The following is an 18,343-nucleotide window of genomic DNA, read 5'->3' as shown; positions in this document are numbered from 1 at the left end:
ATGTATTCCTTATTTTGACCAATACAAACGCATTGGATTATCAATTAATAACTTTTGCTGTAATTCAGCAGTAGGGGCAAACAGCGGGATCATGTCCACTAATTTACCATCGTCAGGCATGTGGCTTTTCATATTTGGGTGAGGCCAATCTGTGCCCCACAAAACACGGTCAGGGAAACTTTCGACGACTTTGCGCGCAAAAGGAACAACATCTTGATAGCCTTTATTTGGACCATCAATAGAAATTCGTTCAGGGCAGCTTACTTTAGACCATACATTTTCATTTTCGCGCATAAACTTTAAAAACAACGCAAAGTCTTCCCCTTCAACAGATTTAGTAACATCTGGGCGCCCCATATGATCAACAACTAATATCGTTGGTAAACTAGTGAAAAAATCATAAAGCTCGGGTAAATCTTGGCTTTCGAAATAAATAACAATGTGCCAATCACGTTTAACTATTCGTTCTGCAATGCGTTTTAACGAGTCAAATGGCAAAGCATCAACTAACCGCTTAACAAAATTAAAGCGTACACCTCTAACACCTGCAGCATGCAATCTATCAAGCTCAGCGTCGCTAATATCCTCTTTAATAGTTGCAACACCACGTGCTAAACCATTTGATGCCAAAAGCGCATCTACCATCGCATTATTATCAGCTCCATGACAGGTTGCTTGCACTATCACATTTCGACTAAACCCTAAGTAGTCGCGTAAATCCCAGAGCTGCTGTTTTGATGCATCGCATGGTGTGTATTTACGTTCGGGTGCAAAACCAAACTCATTGCCAGGGCCAAACACATGACAATGCGCATCAACAGCCCCTTTCGGTAACTCAAAGCTAGGTTGTGATGGCGATTGATGCCAATGAAGCCAATCGGCATCCATTACAAATTGACTCATAAACCCAACCCTTTTAATTTGGCGTCTAAACGTGGGTATACGCGACGCGCATTGTCTTCAAATATCGCTTTTTTGTCCGCTGCCGATATTTCTAATGTGTCAATGTAACGTTTAGTATCATCAAAATAGTGTCCTGTTTGCGGATCAATACCGCGCACGGCACCAATCATTTCAGAGCCAAATAAAATGTTTTTAGTATCAATAACGTCTACTAATAAATCAATCCCCGGTTGGTGATATACGCAGGTATCAAAATACACATTTTTCATTACGTGCTCATTTAAAGGTGGCTGCTTCATCATATCAGCCAATCCTCGGTAACGCCCCCAATGATAAGGCACAGCTCCACCACCATGAGGTATAATAAACCGTAAATCAGGGAACTCTTTAAACAAGTCACCTTGCAAAAATTGCATAAATGCGGTGGTATCAGCATTCATATAGTGCGCACCTGTTGCGTGAAAATTTGGGTTACATGAGCCCGATACATGGATCATTGCAGGAACATCTAGCTCAACCATTTTTTCATAAAGTGGAAACCAACTCGGATCGGTTAACGGCGCTGAAGTCCAATGACCGCCAGAAGGGTCAGGATTTAAATTACAGCCAACAAATCCTAATTCATTAACACAGCGCTCTAGCTCAACAACTGAATTTTCAATCGGTACACCTGGTGATTGTGGTAATTGGCACACTCCTATAAAACGCGTTGGGTATAAGTCAACAACCCTTGCTATTAAATCATTACACGCTGAGGTCCATTGTTTTGATACCTCTTCATTACCTACGTGATGCGCCATAGCCGATGCACGAGGTGAAAAAATGGTCATGTCTAGGCCGCGCTCATCGAGCAATTTTAACTGATTTTTTTCAATACTTTCGCGAATTTCATCGTCTGAAATATGGGGAACGTCTGGGAGCGCTTTTCCCTCTTTGAATGCTTTAATTTGCGCTTCTCTAAAAAGCTGTAATGGCTCTGGCGCTGTTGTGTAATGGCCGTGGCAGTCTATTATCATTGTTGTCTCCTGCTGAGAGTATTAGTGAAACTATTTATTTGTTGTAGTTCAAGCCATTGCTGAGCCGACCATTAATAAGCGCGCGGTTCTTAACAGTGCAGAGCGATGTATTTTATAACTATTCAATTTAGTGACACCTGATACCTGCATTTCAACCGTAAACTGACCCGTTGGATGCTCGACAACAATATCAAATATCCCATCATCAAAACTATGGCTGGCATACCTATGGGCTACTGTACCTTTTAAAACACACGCACTAGCTACACTTACACTGCCTAACACCCCAATGGCCTCATGAACACGGTGGGGTATAAATGTTCGAGTGTTAATTACCCCACCATTTTTTGCAGGGCTTACTAAAGACATTTTTGGAATCGTTTTATTAGTCACATCCCCTAAATTCATCTTCTCACCCGCGATCAAACGAATAGCTTCAATCTTTTGCTTTAAATCGGTATTATCTTCGAGTGTATTAGGCGACTCATCACCCACTAAACCAAACTCGCTAGCATCTAAAATAACCACCGGCATGCCGTTATCAATACAGGTTATTGAATACCCATTAATTTCATCTATGGCATTACCCGTAGGAAAAAGTGCACCACAATTGGCACCCGCTATATCTAGAAAGTCAAGCGTGATAGGCGCTGCTGAACCTGATACACCGTCGATTACGGCCTCCCCTTTATAGCTTACTTTGCCATTAGGAGTTTGAACGCGTGCAACAGCTGAGGCTGCAGTATTTAGCATATGAATTCGTACATCGGTTGTTTTTTCTTTTGCATTCACTAAGCCCTGCTCAATTGCAAATGGCGCAACACCGGCGAGTAAATTGCCACAATTTTGTGTATCACTCACCACCGCTTTATCAACTACAACTTGTAAAAAAAGGTAATCCACATCAGTATTTGCTCGCATTGATTTTTCAACAATAGCCACTTTACTGGTGAGAGGATGCGCACCACCTAAACCATCAATTTGCCTTGTGTCAGGCGACCCCATTATGTGTAACAGTAATTCATCGCGCTTTGAAGGATCACTCGGAAGATCACTGGCTAAAAAATAAAGCCCTTTAGAGGTACCACCGCGCATAATTGAGCAAGGAATAGCCGCGTGCATTTACTTATCCTCACTTTGCTTTATATAAGTTAAGCCTTTAGCTGCTAAACGCTCGCGCATAGCATATATATCCAAACCTAACTCACCCGAAGCTAAACGCTTTCGCTTGTCTTCTTCGTTAGCAACACGCTTCAGGACTTTTTCATGAACCTCTTCACCGCGACTTTGCTCAACAACAACGACGCCGTCATCATCAGCAACAATGATGTCTCCAGGTTTTATATAAGCCCCTGCGCACACAACAGGTACGTTAACATTTGCAATGGTTTCTTTAACTGTACCTTGCGCACAAACATCTTTAGACCAAACAGGAAAGCTCATTTCAGTCAATGTTGCGATATCGCGTACGCCACCATCTATAATTAATCCTTTGACACCACGCGCTTGTAATGAAGTTGCCAACAAGTCACCAAAAAAACCGTCAATACACCCGCTTGTAGGTGTAACAACAAGTACATCACCTGGCTGACATTGCTCTACAGCTACATGAATCATCCAGTTGTCGCCAGGAGCTACTTCACATGTTACTGCACTGCCAGCAATACGAGCTGAGCGATAAATAGGCTTCATATAGCTGGCTAATAAACCAACTCGACCTTGTGCCTCATGCACTGTTGCAACTTCAGCATTTTGGTATTTATCTAACGTCTCTTTATTAGGACGCGCTATATCTGTAATGCACACAGCCATACTACTCACCTTATTTATAATTATACGTTGTTGATGCAACGAGTATATTCAAGAGGGCTATATAAAGAACTTTAAAAAGCTGTTAAAGATCATTAATTTTTTCTATAGTGCAATTAACTATGCGTTGATTAAATAGCTAAATAAAAATGAAATTCAATAATAGACACTTACTAATATCCTTGCATATTAAGAACTTGAAGTCGTTAAGCAAAGCAGCCAATGCTGTTCACCTAACCCAATCAGCACTCACTCAAGGCATTAAAAAACTTGAGGACGAACTTAATCAACCCCTATTTGTTCGCAGCCACTCGGGAATGACACCAACGCCTAGTGGTTTATTTTTCTTAAACCGAGTTGAACGTGCATTTGAGTATTTAGATGAATTTTCGAGAATCATTTTTAATAGTAGAAATAAGCAAGATGGCTTTAATCGCTCTGTCACTTCAAAGCAGCTAGAAGCGCTCATAAATTTAGTTCAAATGAAAAGCTACACCGCCGCAGCTAATAAGCTCAATTTGTCACAACCTACCTTGCATCGTAGCATCAAAGATTTAGAGCAACTGTGTCAAAAGGAGCTAGCAGTGCGCTCTCCCACGGGCATTGAACCCACGTGGACGGCAAACTTGCTTAATCGCTTTGCAAAGCTGTTTTTCTCTGAATTACGCCAAGGTATTTATGAAATGAGGGAGTTTAATGGGCAGATGGATGGTTCTCTAAAAGTGGGGAGTTTACCATTGGCACGCTCAGCTATTGTACCATTGAGTATTATTGCTCTAAATAATGAATTTCCTGATGCGCAGCTAAGTATTATAGACGGTCCATACCAAGAGCAGCTAGCTAACTTACTTCATGGTGAAATTGACATCATTGTCGGTGCATTACGCATCCCGGCTCAACATAGTGATATTGAACAAATTCCATTATTTAAAGATCAACTTTGTATTGTAGTGAATGCTCAACATCCTTTAGCAAGTCGCCAAACAATTTCAACGAAAGAACTGCAGCAACTAGAATGGGTAGCACCGAACAAAAGCACACCCGCATGGCAGGTTTTTAGTAGTATATTTGTCAGCCGTGGCCTGACCCCACCAAGCCATGTGATAGAGTGTAGTTCGCAAATTGCTGTGCGTGGTATTTTATTAAACAGTTCGCGAGCAGCCTTATTACCAGCCAAACAAGTTGAAGTAGAAGTTCAATCGGGAATATTAGCTATATGCCCGATGACACTACCCGATACTGACCGTAATATAGGACTGACGATAAGAAAAGACTGGCAACCTACCAAAATGCAATCGCGTTTTTTAACAATAATTAATAATCATACGCGCACGCTAAAATCAAGCTAGTTAGTATTGGACTGTTGCTTGAATAATGTTGGCGTCGTGCTGGTGGCTAACTTGAAAAAACGGCAAAAATACGCGCTATCTTTAAAACCTAAATGAAGTGCTATTTCGTCGATTGTTTGTGTAGTATAGATTAAACGTCGCTTTGCCTCAGTAATCAGACGCTGGTGAACAATCGCTTTGGGAGAATCATTTAATAAGCTTTTACAAATACGGTTTAACTTTGAAGTAGATATATGTAGTTTCTCAGCGTATTCTGGAATAGTCATATGCGATGTATAATTTAGCTCAATTAAGTTTCTGAAGTTAAAGACCATTTCTGCTTCTCGACTGCGGGCGCCACTTGTAAACTGAGTCGTATTTTTTTGCCTATAAATATTTAATAAAATCAATTTTAGCAATTGCTCAACGGCAATAGATGTGCCTAATTCATTATAATTAATTTCGTACATGAGTAGCTCTATATAGTGATTTAAATGTGCTAAACGTGCTGTATTTTCAAACTCAACCGTTAATGGATTTAATAACAACTGGTTGAGATTAGTCTCATCATGATTGCTTATTAAAAAACTGTCGTCTATTGAAATTACAAACCCTTGTGTCCGTGGTTTAAAATGAAAGCCATGTACAACACCTGCTGGAATAATGACCCCCCAATCCCCATTAAGTTGATACGCTTTTTCATCTAACCTTGCCGTCCAAGTGTTATTAAATACAATGACAATTTGTGCTAATTTATTATGGCGATGTGGTGATATCTCCCACATCAGTTCACTACTTCGAAAAGCGATATCTTCCACATGCACATCACCGGGCTCTTGGCGAATAAACGGCTCTCCGTATAAGCCATAAAATGGAATGTTTTTCTTCATGTAAATATTTACTCAAATTAACTTTGACTCAAAAGTACAACAGATCACGTCAATTGTGAATGGTTTAAGCGTTAACTAATGAGCAATATAAACCAACACGATGTTTTCAACGAGTATAAAAATGCAATCATTAAAAACTAAAGTAGCAATCATAGGTGCAGGGCCCTCTGGATTGTTACTCGGCCAACTTCTAGCTAAAAAAGGGATCGATAACGTAATTATAGAACGCGCATCAAGTGGATATATTTTAAATCGCATTCGCGCAGGTATCTTAGAGCAAGGATTGGTTAGTCTACTAGCAGAAGCTGGTGTAGATGAGCGAATGAAAAAAGAAGGCCATATTCACGATGGCTTTGAAATAGCACATTATGGTAAACGCCATCGCATAGATATAAAAGCACTCACAAACGGCAGCACAGTTATGTGTTATGGGCAAACAGAAGTTACCCGTGATTTAATGCAAGCACGCCAAAGCATAGGTGCAACAACTTATTATGAGTCTAGTGATGTTGTCATTCATGAGCAAAACTCAAACTCCCCATTTGTAACGTTTACTAAAAATGGTATTGAATATAAATTAGACTGTGATTATATTGCTGGATGCGATGGCTTTCATGGCGTTTCTCGACAATCTATCCCTAAAGAGAAACGTAACGAATTTGAACGCATTTACCCATTTGGTTGGCTTGGATTACTCAGCGATACCCCCCCTGTTGCTGATGAGCTTATTTACTGTAAAACTAAACGAGGCTTTGCCTTAGCGAGTATGCGCTCTTCAACCCGTTCACGTTATTATTTACAGGTGCCATTAACTGATAAAGTTGAAGATTGGTCTGATGATGCATTTTGGGCTGAGCTTAAAAAACGCTTACCTGAAGATGCAGCTAACAGGCTGATTACCGGTCCCAGTTTAGAAAAAAGTATCGCCCCCCTTCGTAGCTTTGTATGCGAACCAATGCAAGATGGACGCTTATTTTTAGTTGGAGATGCAGCTCACATTGTACCTCCCACAGGCGCTAAGGGCCTTAATCTGGCAGCATCTGATGTGTCCACTCTTAGCAAATTGCTAAATAAGACATACAATGGTGAAGAGCCTAATGCAGTATTAAAATACTCCGAAATTGCATTAAAAAGAGTATGGCATGCCGAGCGATTCTCATGGTGGATGTCAAACATGCTGCATGAATACGATGATGACAACATAAATGAAAACGAGGCTAAAACGTTTAAACGATTCATGGCATCCGACCTTGATTTTCATCTAAATTATGAAGAAGGTAAAAAAGTTATGGCTATCCAATATGTGGGAATGCCATACGAAAAAATTTAAATAATTCCCTTAAAATAAAGTAAGCCCATATGACATGTGTCATATGGGCTTACTTTATTAATGAATACAACCAGCTAACTTACTTAATTATTTCGTGCGAACGCTCAATTTTCAATCTACCTCCTTAGCTTCTTCGAACTAATTAAATTCAATAGTTTCATTCTTTATTGCTAAATATAGTGGCCAACGTTGAGTGCAATAATGTGATGAGAGCCCATATTTGGTAGATTTTAATTCAATCAGCACGGGTTCCATAAATATTTATTGGCTAATTAGATTGGTTATCTCATTTAAGCGATTCGCCAGTGGGTCCTGTTTTACCTCACTTCCGTTCTCGTTAAATTCAATTATTCTATTATCTTTAGCATTGTAGGTAGGCCAAGCACTGCCTTGCTTAGGTGACGGATCACTGTATTTAGCAAACCTTACCCATGCAGTGTGCATTGCACTGGCAACTTTAAAATCGTTTTGCGATGCTGATAGGTTTTGCTCTAGTATATTAAATACAAAAGGTATTTCAGTAGCATGGTATGCACCATCAACTTTGCCTTTTAACTGACTAGGAACGTAATTAAAGCGATAAAGCCATATAGGCTGATCATTCATACTTGCTTTGCTTGCAATATAGCGCGCAGGTTCTACAAAACGCTTATCACCGAATATCATAGAGCCTAGCAGTGGATAATTTAACTCCCCGTTTTTAGCTAGCACAAACGGCAAATACGCTTTAGTGAACTGTACTCTATTGTTCACTGATTTGAGCGTTTCTGTGGCTATTGCAATAGCACCTTGAGGATTATAGTCTTTTAAAAACCCCCATTCAAAATCAGTGCTCCCAATAAATAAGGGAATTTTTTTTTGCTGACCTTGAGCATACCCCACCTCGTCAGTTGTTAATACAATAGATGAGTCAATCATCGGCCCGCTATAAGTAGGCGTATTTGCGTTCATCATATTCAACCCGCTTAGAACCTTTTCTGCAGGCAAAGCACGTAGTTTTGCGAGTGCTTCTTTATCATTGGTATTAATACCCACACTTTTAGCAAATTGAACGCCAGCATCTTCAGCTGAAAGGTTACCTCTAGTGCCTTTTTTATTTAAGTATACGACCGTTTCTGTTGAATCGCTTCTCCCTCCGCCTGATTGCACAATTACTTTATGAAACAGCCCTTCAGATTGAGGCGATAACATATGAACATTTACTGATCGTCCACCCGCTGACTCACCAAAAAGAGTTACATTATTGGGATCCCCACCAAAATGGGTAATGTTATTTTTAACCCATTTTAATGCAGCAATTTGATCCATCAAGCCGTAGTTTCCAACTGGTGTATTTTTGCTTTGCTCACTCAACTCAGGATGAGCAAAAAATCCAAAACGCCCTAACCTATAGTTAAAACTAACAAATACAACACCCGACTCAGCAAACGACTGACCACTATAAATAGCTGCTGACGAACCGCCATTGACAAAGCCTCCGCCATGTATCCACACCATAACAGGGCGCTTTCGAATGGCACCTTGTGCTGGTGTCCATATATTTAAGTAAAGGCAATCTTCACTCAATGGGCCTTTTAAGGGCGCCAAGTCACTCATAAATGGAACTTGCATACAGTCAGGAGCATATTGAGTTGCATCAAGCACGCCTTGCCAAGGCGTTGCACTTTTAGGTTTTTGCCAACGTAAATTAGCAATAGGTGCTTGTGCATAAGGGATCCCCAAAAATTTATTAACAGGACTTTTTGTATCTATTACAGATACCCCTTTGACAAACCCTAATTGTGTCTTTGCAATCACATTATGTGTAGTTTTTGCTTGCTCATTGAGTTCAGTTAAGTCTTGAGCATTTGCACAAATACTTATACTCATAAAAATTGCAGTGATAATACGGCTTACTCTTAAAGTATTCATATAAAAATCCCTAAATAATCAGTTGCTTTATTAAGCAACTGATTATTAGACAGTGCTGCTAAATCTAAAAGCCGCACTATTTAACTTAATTATTCTATTGAGCATTAAGGCTCAATAACCAAAGCTTTATCTAAATTAAATGCAGCGCGCTTTAGAATATTGCGTGAAGAGGAACCAATATTGACGCCATATTGACCAGCTTCTGCTAACCATACATTTTGTTTTTGATCGAAAGATGTTAGCGCTCTAGAATCAAATTCAAAGCTTATTATTTGTGTTTCACCTGGCTCAAGGAGCTTAGTTTTAGCAAATGCTTTGAGTTCATTTTCAGGTTTCTTTAACACATTTTGGGGCGCCGATATATAAAGCTGAACAACCTCTTTTCCAGATGACTTACCTGTATTGGTGATCGCTAATTTTGCCGTTATTTTATTGGTAAACGTTTCAGTGCTAAGTGTAATATCACCATAAGTGAAATTGGTGTAAGACATACCAAAACCAAACGGATAGGCTACCTCTTCATTGTGTTTATTAAAGTGGCGATACCCCACCCAAATGTCGTCATCGTAGGTAACCTTTGCAGGCACAGTTTGCATTATGCCTTCAGGCTTTGCATCAGGATCAAGAACGGTGCCTGGGAATCCTCTAGCCGCGGGGTAATTATTAAGCTCTAGCGGCCACGTATCTGTTAACTTACCGGATGGATTAATATTACCTACTAAAATATTGGCAATTGCATTGCCTGCTTCCTGCCCAGGCTGATAAGCCAATAAAATTGCATCGGCTTTGTCTTGCCAACTAGCAACTTCAATTACACCACCCACATTGAGAATGACAACAACGGGTTTGCCTTGCTCACGAAATGCTTTAGACACATCGTTAAGCATAGCTAACTCTTTATCAGTAAGATAAAAATCGTGCTCAGGTCTGTCTATAAATTCACCCGAACTTTTGCCAAGTGTTACGAGTCCGTAGTCATATTTTTTAGCTGAAGCATTAAGGTACTTTTGATTAAGTGAAAACTCTGGTAAAGCTTGTTTAGGCATGAAAGGCGCTAAAGGATGCTTTGAAACCGGTATTTTAGCTTGTTCTTTTTTTATATGAGCCTTGTAGGCATCAGCAAGACCAACTTCTATTTCTGCTCCTACATTTTTTAAACCCTGCTCCAGAGAAGTAACATAAGCCTCATTTACATCACCACTGCCCGTTCCCCCAATAATAATATCAAATGAATGAATGCCAAATAACGCAACCGATTGAGCTTCTTTTAATGGTAAAGTATCTGCGTTATTTTTTAGTAATACCATTCCTTCTTCAGCAGCCACTTGAGAAAGCTTTGCATGTGCCTTTAGGTCCGGCTGATCAGAGTACTTATATTGTTTATAGACTAAGCTTTTTTGAACTAACGTCAGAATGTTCTTAACGTTTTGATCTAACAATTTTTTATCTAATTTTTTAGCACTAATAGCACCTAAAATTGCTTGCTCTTGATAATCCATACCAGGCATAAGCAAATCATTCCCTGCTTGCATTTGTGCAACAGGGTCTGTGCCACCAAACCAATCTGTCATAACAATGCCATCAAATCCCCATTGTTTTCTTAAAACGTCTGTTAATAAGTAGCGACTTTGCGATGTATAAACACCATTTACCTTGTTATAAGACGACATAATTGTCCACGGATTGCTTTCTTTTACGGCAATTTCAAATCCACGCAGATAAATTTCTCTAAGAGCTCGCTCGCTTAATTGAACATCAATCGTATTCCTGTTCCATTCATGGTTATTTGCTACAAAATGTTTAAGTGATGTACCTACACCTTGAGACTGAACCCCATTCACAACCGCTGCAGCTATTTTTCCGCTCAGTAGTGGATCCTCTGAATAGTATTCAAAATTACGCCCCCCTAATGCAAAGCGATGAATATTTAGTGCAGGTGCAAGTAATACATCAACCCCATACTCTTTTGACTCATTCCCAATGGCTTCACCCACCTCTTGCGCTAACTTTAAGTTCCAAGAAGAAGCGATCAAATTGGCTATAGGAAATGCCGTTGCATAAAACGTGTTGCTTTTAACGGTATCTCGCTTGGGATCTATTCTCAGACCAGCGGGTCCATCTGCTAATGTTATTGAAGGAATCCCTAAACGGGGAATAGAAAAGGTATTGCCTGCAGCACCGGCCACTTTGTCTTTTGTTTGACCAACGGTTGGACTGCCCTGACCTGTATCCATACCTGTACCACGAACGAGTTTAACTTTTTCTTCCACTGTTAATGCTTTAATTACATCATCAAGAGGGTCAACACCAAGTTTAGGTAACTCAGTAGATCGCGTATCTAATGTAGTAAACGCACTGGCAAGTAATAAGGAGAACCACACTGCTGATGCAGTTTTAAATTTTGCAGATTTATTATTAATTTTTTTCATTTAAACATACCTATGTATTTAGAACTGAAGATAATGACTAACAATAAAAAAGCTCGTACAGCGTACGAGCTGTTAAAGCTTAAAACTCCCACCCAAAGCGTACCCCGCTTGTACGAGGGTCTGAAATTGTTACAGTTCCATCTGATAAGCCAGGAAACACTGGGCCCAATGATGCATTAGATACGGTAATTTCATCTTCTATATTTTTAACATAAGCCTGTACAAACCAATCGCGTTCAGCTGAGCGATAAGTGAAAGAAATATCTGATTTATGAAAAGAAGGTTGTTCAAACTGTGATATCGACGCAGTTGATAAAATTGAATACGAGTCACTCCATCGAGATGAAAGATCAACTTCTATATCAGCCCCGCTATCAAGCATAAATACATGCTGGTAATTAAGTAACACTGTAAACTCTGGAGAGCGATTTAGTTTTTCGCCTTTTAAATTTATGTCTTGATTTAACTGATAATCAGTATAATGAGCATCTAGCCATGTGAAGGCTACATTAAGCTTATCGTTAGCAGTAATATAATAACGAGATTCCACCTCAAGACCCGTTACACTAGCCTCCCCCGCATTACTGGTTACTTGACATGAACCACCACATATTTCAGAAACATTACTTAGCTGAAGGTCTTGATAGTCATAATTAAACAGGTTTATAAAGGTACGTAAGCCATTATCTAAGTCCATTTTTATGCCCAGCTCATATGCTGTCAGTGTTTCTGGGTCGTAAAATAATGCCGACTCAGATAACGGATTAAAACAATTAGGCATTCCTTGTGTACACCCGTCATTAAACCCACCAGCTTTATAACCTGTTGATACCAGGCCGTAAAGTAAAGTATCTTCGCTTAAGTCATAATCCAGGCCCACTTTCCAAGTTAGCTCTGAGTAATCAACTTCTGCGTTATTTAAAGAATCTGGGATTGGATTGGTTTGCTCATTAAACGTAAAATCAAGTGGTTCATCAACGGTATAATGATTAATAATAGCGCCGACACGGGATTTTTTATCTTGTGTTAAACGTGCGCCTAACGTGAAGCTGAACTGATCACTTAAGTTAAACGTGCCCTGGCTAAATACAGCCAAGGATTCAGATTTTGTTGGTTCTTGGGGAAAACCAAATATGTAACCATCCTCGCCTTGCTCACCCGCATAAATATAGTAGTCAATGGCTGATTTCTCAGCAAATGAATAAATACCCGCTTGCAAGTTCATTTTATCAGTCACATGAGTAAAGCGAAGCTCATGAGAGTTTTGGTCGTAGTTACCTTCAAACACTTGTCTGTCTGATATGTTGATTATGCCAAAAGGCAGTTCTACTGTTCCTACTAAACCAGTAGTGTTTTGATCATTTCGTTTAAATTCTCTGTATGAGCCTAAATAGGTCATTGTTAAACTCGGTGATATCTCCCAATTAAGCTCACTCATGACTCCCCAAGAAGAACCATCTTTTGAAGCTTGCGCTAAGTCTTTCCAACCTATAGTTCTTAACTCATCTGAGCTTAAGTTATCTGCAATATAAGGTGGGTTTTCTCCTTTGACTGTATTTAATGTATTTATATTGCTCAAATCATAAAAATTAGAAAGCTTTACTGCACTGCGCCCAGAGCCCTCGATAGAGGAATGGTCTGCTCTAACTAAAAGGTTTACATCATCAGAAAGCTCAAACAACCCGCTTAATCGAATCGAGGTGTTATCTTTGCCTGGATCAATACTGTATTCAGATTCCGGATTTTTATTTAGGTATGTATCGCGCTTATCCCAATTTATTGCAGCACGTATGGCCGCACTTTCTGAAATAGGTACATTGACCATAGCTGTGGCTTGACGGCTTCCATAATTTCCTACTCCGCCATCAAGTGATCCGTATATTTCATCTATAGTCGGCTTGGCTGAAATAACATTAATTAAGCCTGCTGTTGCATTTCGCCCATAAAGTGTACCTTGGGGGCCTCGTAAAATTTCAACTTGATCTAGGTCAAAAAATGAGACTTCTTGAGCTTGAGGCCGCGCAATATAAATACCATCTTGTAAAAATGCAGCTGAGGGGTCACCTTTTTCAGTGTTATCGGTGCTAGATACACCACGTATTGTTATTTGTAGTCCATCTGAGCCTGCACGATCAATAGAAATATTAGGTGCTTGATCTTGTAACGTAGTGGGATCTGAAATCCCTGCGCTCATCAACGCTTTTGCAGATAGAGCAGTGACTGCAGCAGATGTGTTAGCAAGGTCTTTTCCTGTTCGAGTTGACGATACAACAATAACTTCAAGATTTTCCTCTTTTTTTAGATTTTCGTTTTGTGCAAAAGCTAATGGTGCAGATAAAGCCATAGATGTACATGCCGCAGAAATAAGACAGCTTAATCGTGTTTTTGTGTGGTGATTCATAGTTGGTCCTAGTGTGTTTTACGTTACATAAAGTTAATCCATTGATTTATTTACCTAAAAATTACAGCAACATAACGTAACGCAATTTATCTTTGTATGATGGCGATATAATCGCCACACAAAATGTAATCGATTACATCACATGACTCAACAACAAAATATTAACAAAAATTACATGCTTACAAATCACCTATCTTAGATTAAGCATTAAACGCATAAAATCAATTGGTTATAAATTTTAAAGGGAGAGATAAAGTTATATGCTTTAATCTATTGTTATTTTTGATGCATACAATCAATAATATAAATACGTAATTTGTAATTGGTTACAGTTTTGGGTTTATGTGTATACTAGTCGTAGTATATTTTCGGAACTAATTCTCTATGGCTAACATAAAAGATGTTGCATTTGCCGCTGAAACCTCTGTTGCAACAGTATCTCGATACTTCAGCTCACCAGAAAAACTATCAAAGAAAACGGCCGTTAAAGTGGCAAAAGCTATCGAAGAACTTAATTACAAACCAAATTTGCTGGCAAGAAACTTTACACAATCTAAATCCTATTCAATTTTAGTTATTGCGCCAATTAATAACCCTTTTTTACTTGATGTAATAAGTGGTATTCAAGAAGTTGCTATAGCTAATGGATATACTGTACTACTAGCCGACATTATGCAGTCACAGCGCGATGGTACATACTATTACAACATGTTAGAAACACGACTCGTCGATGGGATAATTGACTTTCAAGCTAGGCTTAAAGACTCTAAAACACCCTCCCCCCCGATGCAAAATATTGTTACACTTTGTGATTATAAACCTAATGGTATCTATCCAGTTGTTTCCATTGATGATGTAGGGGCGGCTGAAGAAATGGTCGATTACCTTACATCTTTGGGTCATAAGCACATTGGCTGTCTTAGTGGTTTAAATTTTATACATGCAACAAAACATCGTCTAAAGGGTTATCAAAACGCACTCAAAAAAGCCAATATTCCTTTTGACTCTGACTTAATCATTGATGGCGATTTTTCTTCAACGTGTGGCATAAAAGCTGCAAAACTTTTTGCTGACATGCCCAAACGACCAACCGCAATATTTAGCATGAGTGATAAGATGGCAATAGGGTTAATTCAGGGCTTTAAAAAGCTTGGCTTAAAAGTTCCCGAAGATATTTCAGTGGTCGGCTTTGACGACATTGAGTTTGCAAAGTTCTGCGATCCTACGCTTACAACAATTCGCCAACCAGCAAAAGAACTTGGCTCTGAGGCAATGAAACTTTTATGCGATATTATCAAGGGAAAATTTGCTCAAAATAAAGCACCAGCTCCTTATTTTTTGCCAACCGAATTAATTGTCAGAGGCAGCTCTGTGGCCCCAAAATGACTTCCCATAATTTGCTAGTCACCTAATGAGTTACATTGTAACTTTTAACAATCGGTGTTTATGAGCAAAGACAAACGTTATATCACTGGTTAAAAAAGCCTATAAGCGATAGATCGCTTGATGATATCCGCTTGATGAAGCTCATTAAAGCGTTTTATGTAGCCAGTGTTTGTACGTATGGTAGCCCTTGGATACAGGCAGACTTGCGTAAAGCCGGTGAGCTATGCAATGTAAACCATGTAGCTAAGATCATGCGACAACATAAGCTTAAAGCAAAAATTGGGTATAAACGTCGCCATATTAAAAGCGGTGAGGCACCACGAATTGCGGATAACTTATTAGCGCGTCAATTTAACCCGCCAGCACCGAATCAATCCTAGGTGAGCGACAAAACTTACATAAGAACCTATTAAGGTTCTTTATATGTGGAAACAGTGATGGATTTATTCTCTCGGCGTATTGTGTTGCTCAATGGATAAAATATGGGTAAGTACCTTGTTATAAGCACACTGTTGATAGCTGTATATCAACTTCAACCGAAGACTAAGTAATGGTTCATTGCGATTAAGCTAGTCAATACGATAGCGCTGACTATCTCGCATTTATCAAAGAACATAATCTTGTGCTTAATGAGCCGCGCTGGGAACTGTCATGATAATGCACTTGCTGAAAGCTTTTTCGCAACGATTAAAAGGCGAATAATTAAGTTTAATATGTACTCGACACGCGAAGATACGAAAGCCGAGATATTCAATTTTATGGAAATGCTCTACTATCAAAAAAAACATTCACACTCAGGCGATGTTTCACCTGCTTAATTAGAGGAAGCCTATTATTCTAAGTTAAAAACTGTCTAATGAAAGTTGGGAAGTCGAGCTCTTTTTGAAAAAGGACGTAGAGTGTGATTTAACACTCAACAAATTTACTTTAAGGAAGCGGCACTCTTAAACTAGACCCTATTTTTGCAATAACAGCCTTTAGTATCTGCTACGAGTAATTTTGAGTTAAACCCAGCAACTAAGTTAGTCATAGCCGTTTCTACAAAACCACTGCCCTGTGAGCAAGCCAATCCTTCGGATAATGGCCCCGCATAAACAAACTCGCCATTCTTATCAATAATTACAGCGGCTGGCGTAGCTGGAATAACATGATGTAACTCAGCTGAGTAAGGATGCTCGATAATATTAAAGCCTTTTTCGTCAGCAAACCGTTTAAGTGCGGTAATGTGTGCTTTAGCCTGCTTTGCGCAACCACAGTTTTGCTCTATGACAAGAACTAAAGACGCCTCGTGTATTTGCGTATTCAACCCTAGCTGCTTTTTAAAACTTAAAAACCAACCATCCTGTAATAGTACTCTGTCACTATCAAACGATTTTAGCTGGCTAACCTGAAAATAAACTAAGCCTGATATAACGAATCCTAACCAGGCTAGTATTATAAACTTTAAAAAATGTGGGCTACTTAAATTTAGCAATTGATTGCTCAAGTACATCAATACTGACGTCGATTAACTGTACTTTGTCGGTGAGCTGCTTAACAATATTGGAATCTTCGTACTGGTTTTGGCGCATTTGGTCTGTGCTATTAGCAATTTGTTCTGTATTACCAGCTTGCTCTGAAACAACTTGTGCAACCGAGGTAGTACTACTGGATACCGCTTTTATCTGTTCACTCATTGCTGAAATGTTTTCTTTCATTGCAGTGCTTATTTCAGTTAAATCAACAACAAAGCTTACGCACTGAGTCATTGATTGAGTAGATGTTTTACTATTTGTAACCAAGTCTTTAAGAGTCAGGCCTATTTTGTCAGTAGTTGCTTTACTATGGTTTGCCAATGATCGTACTTCATCCGCTACAACTGCAAAGCCCCTTCCGTGCTCGCCAGCCCTGGCAGCTTCAATGGCTGCATTGAGCGCAAGTAAATTTGTTTGCTCAGCAATCCCAGATATTTCGTTTAATAAGCTTGAAATGACATCGCCGGCAGCAACGAGTTGATTAATTTGCTCTTCTGTATGATTTAACAAATTCAGTAGCTCTCTACTTTTACTGTCGGTCTGTAATACGTCGTCTAGAGCCCCTTTAGCAGATTGTGTGATGCTATCTACTTGTGTTTTCAACACTTCGCTTTCTTGCTCTACTAATTTGAAACCATGCGCAACTTGAGCACCCGAATTAGCTATATCATCTGTTTGCTGAGTTCGCTGCTGTGCACCATTCGCTAGTTGATCATGAACTTGAATTAATTCACCGGAATTGGTTTTTAGAGAATACGATTGAGTTTTAACTTGTTTAATAACGTCCGACAAGTAATCGAGTAAGGTGTTAAAACCAACAACAGCTTCGCTTTGCGTGTAATCGGCTCTAAGAGATAATTTAATGTGCTCAGAGTTTTCCATAATTTGCTCAGTCGCTGAGCTAAGTGATGTTCCAGCCCGGCGCTCTCTCTCTAAAGTAATTGCTATGTAACCTACAACAAGCACTTCAACTATTGCATAAGCTGCATGAATAATCACAGTGCTAAAAGCAAGCCTATCAGGGTCAAAAACATAAAAGCCCGTATTTTGGGTTTGTAAGTAGTAGAAAGAAAGGTGATGGACGGCAACAAATACAATGGCTGTAATAAAAACTCGCCACTGAACAAAAACAATTAAAATAGGCATTAATATAAAAATTTCAAAATGCACTTCAATTAAGCCAAATGCTTGCTGTATATGCAAAAAAGAAAACATCATAATTGCAGCAGCGACTATGTGGGGTGTAATAGGGTTATTTTCTTGAGTTTTAAGTAGCCATATTGGTAATAAACACAACGGCAAACCGACTATAAATGCTTGAGTTAACGTACCAAAATAAAGGCCTAATCCTATAGATTCGACGAATAAGATGACAAAAATTACTGTTAATAAACGGCTAACACTAGACATAAAGACCCTAACTTTT

General features: G+C 39.2%; 14 protein-coding genes. 4 read left to right on the top strand and 10 right to left on the bottom strand.

What is annotated here, in order from left to right; translation table 11 throughout:
- Positions 1 to 9: 9 nt before the first annotated feature.
- Genes ATS72_RS18260 through ATS72_RS18245 form a run of 4 tightly spaced genes read right to left on the bottom strand, consistent with a single transcriptional unit; the run spans position 10 to position 3,731 of the window.
- Positions 10 to 903 (bottom strand): amidohydrolase family protein, encoded by an 894-nt coding sequence (locus tag ATS72_RS18260; protein ID WP_058429839.1) that lies wholly within the window; start codon positions 901 to 903, stop codon positions 10 to 12.
- Entirely contained in the window at positions 900 to 1,919 is a 1,020-nt protein-coding gene (locus tag ATS72_RS18255) for an amidohydrolase family protein (RefSeq protein WP_058429840.1), read from the bottom strand. The genes ATS72_RS18260 and ATS72_RS18255 overlap by 4 nt, the downstream gene beginning before the upstream one ends.
- 48 nt (positions 1,920 to 1,967) lie before the next feature.
- The gene (locus ATS72_RS18250) at positions 1,968 to 3,041 is read right to left on the bottom strand and encodes a 4-oxalomesaconate tautomerase (protein WP_058429841.1); all 1,074 of its coding nucleotides are present in this window, start codon (positions 3,039 to 3,041) and stop codon (positions 1,968 to 1,970) included.
- On the bottom strand, positions 3,042 to 3,731 hold the full coding sequence (locus tag ATS72_RS18245; RefSeq protein WP_058429842.1) for a 4-carboxy-4-hydroxy-2-oxoadipate aldolase/oxaloacetate decarboxylase: 690 nt from the start codon (positions 3,729 to 3,731) through the stop codon (positions 3,042 to 3,044).
- Positions 3,732 to 3,877: 146 nt separating this feature from the next.
- On the opposite strand from ATS72_RS18245, the gene ATS72_RS18240 reads away from it, so the two are divergent.
- Positions 3,878 to 5,077, top strand: coding sequence for a LysR family transcriptional regulator (locus ATS72_RS18240; protein ID WP_058429843.1), 1,200 nt, complete (start codon positions 3,878 to 3,880; stop codon positions 5,075 to 5,077).
- Here ATS72_RS18240 and ATS72_RS18235 read toward each other — a convergent pair.
- On the bottom strand, positions 5,074 to 5,946 hold the full coding sequence (locus tag ATS72_RS18235; RefSeq protein WP_058429844.1) for a helix-turn-helix domain-containing protein: 873 nt from the start codon (positions 5,944 to 5,946) through the stop codon (positions 5,074 to 5,076). The two genes, ATS72_RS18240 and ATS72_RS18235, sit on opposite strands and share 4 nt — an antisense overlap.
- 121 nt (positions 5,947 to 6,067) lie before the next feature.
- Between ATS72_RS18235 and pobA the strand changes: the two genes are divergently transcribed.
- The gene (gene pobA / locus ATS72_RS18230) at positions 6,068 to 7,276 is read left to right on the top strand and encodes a 4-hydroxybenzoate 3-monooxygenase (protein ID WP_058429958.1); all 1,209 of its coding nucleotides are present in this window, start codon (positions 6,068 to 6,070) and stop codon (positions 7,274 to 7,276) included.
- Between the two features lie 261 nt (positions 7,277 to 7,537).
- Here the strand turns inward: pobA and ATS72_RS18225 are convergent, their stop codons facing one another.
- From ATS72_RS18225 to ATS72_RS18215, 3 genes are all read right to left on the bottom strand, one after another.
- Complete coding sequence (locus ATS72_RS18225; protein ID WP_058429845.1) at positions 7,538 to 9,187, bottom strand: carboxylesterase/lipase family protein; 1,650 nt, start codon at positions 9,185 to 9,187, stop codon at positions 7,538 to 7,540.
- 104 nt (positions 9,188 to 9,291) lie between these two features.
- Complete coding sequence (locus ATS72_RS18220; protein WP_201020839.1) at positions 9,292 to 11,616, bottom strand: glycoside hydrolase family 3 C-terminal domain-containing protein; 2,325 nt, start codon at positions 11,614 to 11,616, stop codon at positions 9,292 to 9,294.
- Between the two features lie 79 nt (positions 11,617 to 11,695).
- Positions 11,696 to 14,017 (bottom strand): TonB-dependent receptor, encoded by a 2,322-nt coding sequence (locus ATS72_RS18215; protein WP_058429846.1) that lies wholly within the window; start codon positions 14,015 to 14,017, stop codon positions 11,696 to 11,698.
- 384 nt (positions 14,018 to 14,401) lie between these two features.
- Here ATS72_RS18215 and ATS72_RS18210 point away from each other — a divergent pair, with 384 nt between their 5' ends.
- Both ATS72_RS18210 and ATS72_RS18205 read left to right on the top strand, forming a co-directional pair.
- A complete protein-coding gene (locus tag ATS72_RS18210; protein ID WP_058429847.1) occupies positions 14,402 to 15,403 on the top strand; it encodes a LacI family DNA-binding transcriptional regulator in 1,002 nt (333 codons plus the stop codon).
- Positions 15,404 to 15,537: 134 nt separating this feature from the next.
- Positions 15,538 to 15,783 (top strand): IS3 family transposase, encoded by a 246-nt coding sequence (locus ATS72_RS18205; protein ID WP_082650901.1) that lies wholly within the window; start codon positions 15,538 to 15,540, stop codon positions 15,781 to 15,783.
- 569 nt (positions 15,784 to 16,352) lie between these two features.
- Here ATS72_RS18205 and ATS72_RS18200 read toward each other — a convergent pair.
- Both ATS72_RS18200 and ATS72_RS18195 read right to left on the bottom strand, forming a co-directional pair.
- Positions 16,353 to 16,895 carry a DUF6436 domain-containing protein gene (locus tag ATS72_RS18200; protein ID WP_082650902.1) on the bottom strand — a complete coding sequence of 181 codons (543 nt, stop codon included), beginning with the start codon at positions 16,893 to 16,895 and terminating at the stop codon, positions 16,353 to 16,355.
- On the bottom strand, positions 16,861 to 18,327 hold the full coding sequence (locus tag ATS72_RS18195) for a methyl-accepting chemotaxis protein (protein WP_058429850.1): 1,467 nt from the start codon (positions 18,325 to 18,327) through the stop codon (positions 16,861 to 16,863). The genes ATS72_RS18200 and ATS72_RS18195 overlap by 35 nt, the downstream gene beginning before the upstream one ends.
- Positions 18,328 to 18,343 lie beyond the last annotated feature (16 nt).

This window comes from Pseudoalteromonas sp. 13-15, from assembly GCF_001468205.2.
Lineage (GTDB): Bacteria > Pseudomonadota > Gammaproteobacteria > Enterobacterales > Alteromonadaceae > Pseudoalteromonas > Pseudoalteromonas marina.
This window is presented reverse-complemented; position numbering and strand designations above follow the sequence as displayed.

What these genes read in the sequence shown, in the direction of transcription:
- ATS72_RS18210 (WP_058429847.1), top strand. Translation starts at nt 14,402, where the DNA reads ATGGCTAACATAAAAGATGTTGCATTTGCCGCTGAAACCTCTGTTGCA.
- ATS72_RS18225 (WP_058429845.1), bottom strand. Translation starts at nt 9,187, where the DNA reads ATGAATACTTTAAGAGTAAGCCGTATTATCACTGCAATTTTTATGAGT.
- pobA (WP_058429958.1), top strand. Translation starts at nt 6,068, where the DNA reads ATGCAATCATTAAAAACTAAAGTAGCAATCATAGGTGCAGGGCCCTCT.
- ATS72_RS18220 (WP_201020839.1), bottom strand. Translation starts at nt 11,616, where the DNA reads ATGAAAAAAATTAATAATAAATCTGCAAAATTTAAAACTGCATCAGCA.
- ATS72_RS18205 (WP_082650901.1), top strand. Translation starts at nt 15,538, where the DNA reads ATGAAGCTCATTAAAGCGTTTTATGTAGCCAGTGTTTGTACGTATGGT.
- ATS72_RS18215 (WP_058429846.1), bottom strand. Translation starts at nt 14,017, where the DNA reads ATGAATCACCACACAAAAACACGATTAAGCTGTCTTATTTCTGCGGCA.
- ATS72_RS18195 (WP_058429850.1), bottom strand. Translation starts at nt 18,327, where the DNA reads ATGTCTAGTGTTAGCCGTTTATTAACAGTAATTTTTGTCATCTTATTC.
- ATS72_RS18255 (WP_058429840.1), bottom strand. Translation starts at nt 1,919, where the DNA reads ATGATAATAGACTGCCACGGCCATTACACAACAGCGCCAGAGCCATTA.
- ATS72_RS18200 (WP_082650902.1), bottom strand. Translation starts at nt 16,895, where the DNA reads ATGTACTTGAGCAATCAATTGCTAAATTTAAGTAGCCCACATTTTTTA.
- ATS72_RS18260 (WP_058429839.1), bottom strand. Translation starts at nt 903, where the DNA reads ATGAGTCAATTTGTAATGGATGCCGATTGGCTTCATTGGCATCAATCG.
- ATS72_RS18235 (WP_058429844.1), bottom strand. Translation starts at nt 5,946, where the DNA reads ATGAAGAAAAACATTCCATTTTATGGCTTATACGGAGAGCCGTTTATT.
- ATS72_RS18240 (WP_058429843.1), top strand. Translation starts at nt 3,878, where the DNA reads ATGAAATTCAATAATAGACACTTACTAATATCCTTGCATATTAAGAAC.
- ATS72_RS18250 (WP_058429841.1), bottom strand. Translation starts at nt 3,041, where the DNA reads ATGCACGCGGCTATTCCTTGCTCAATTATGCGCGGTGGTACCTCTAAA.
- ATS72_RS18245 (WP_058429842.1), bottom strand. Translation starts at nt 3,731, where the DNA reads ATGGCTGTGTGCATTACAGATATAGCGCGTCCTAATAAAGAGACGTTA.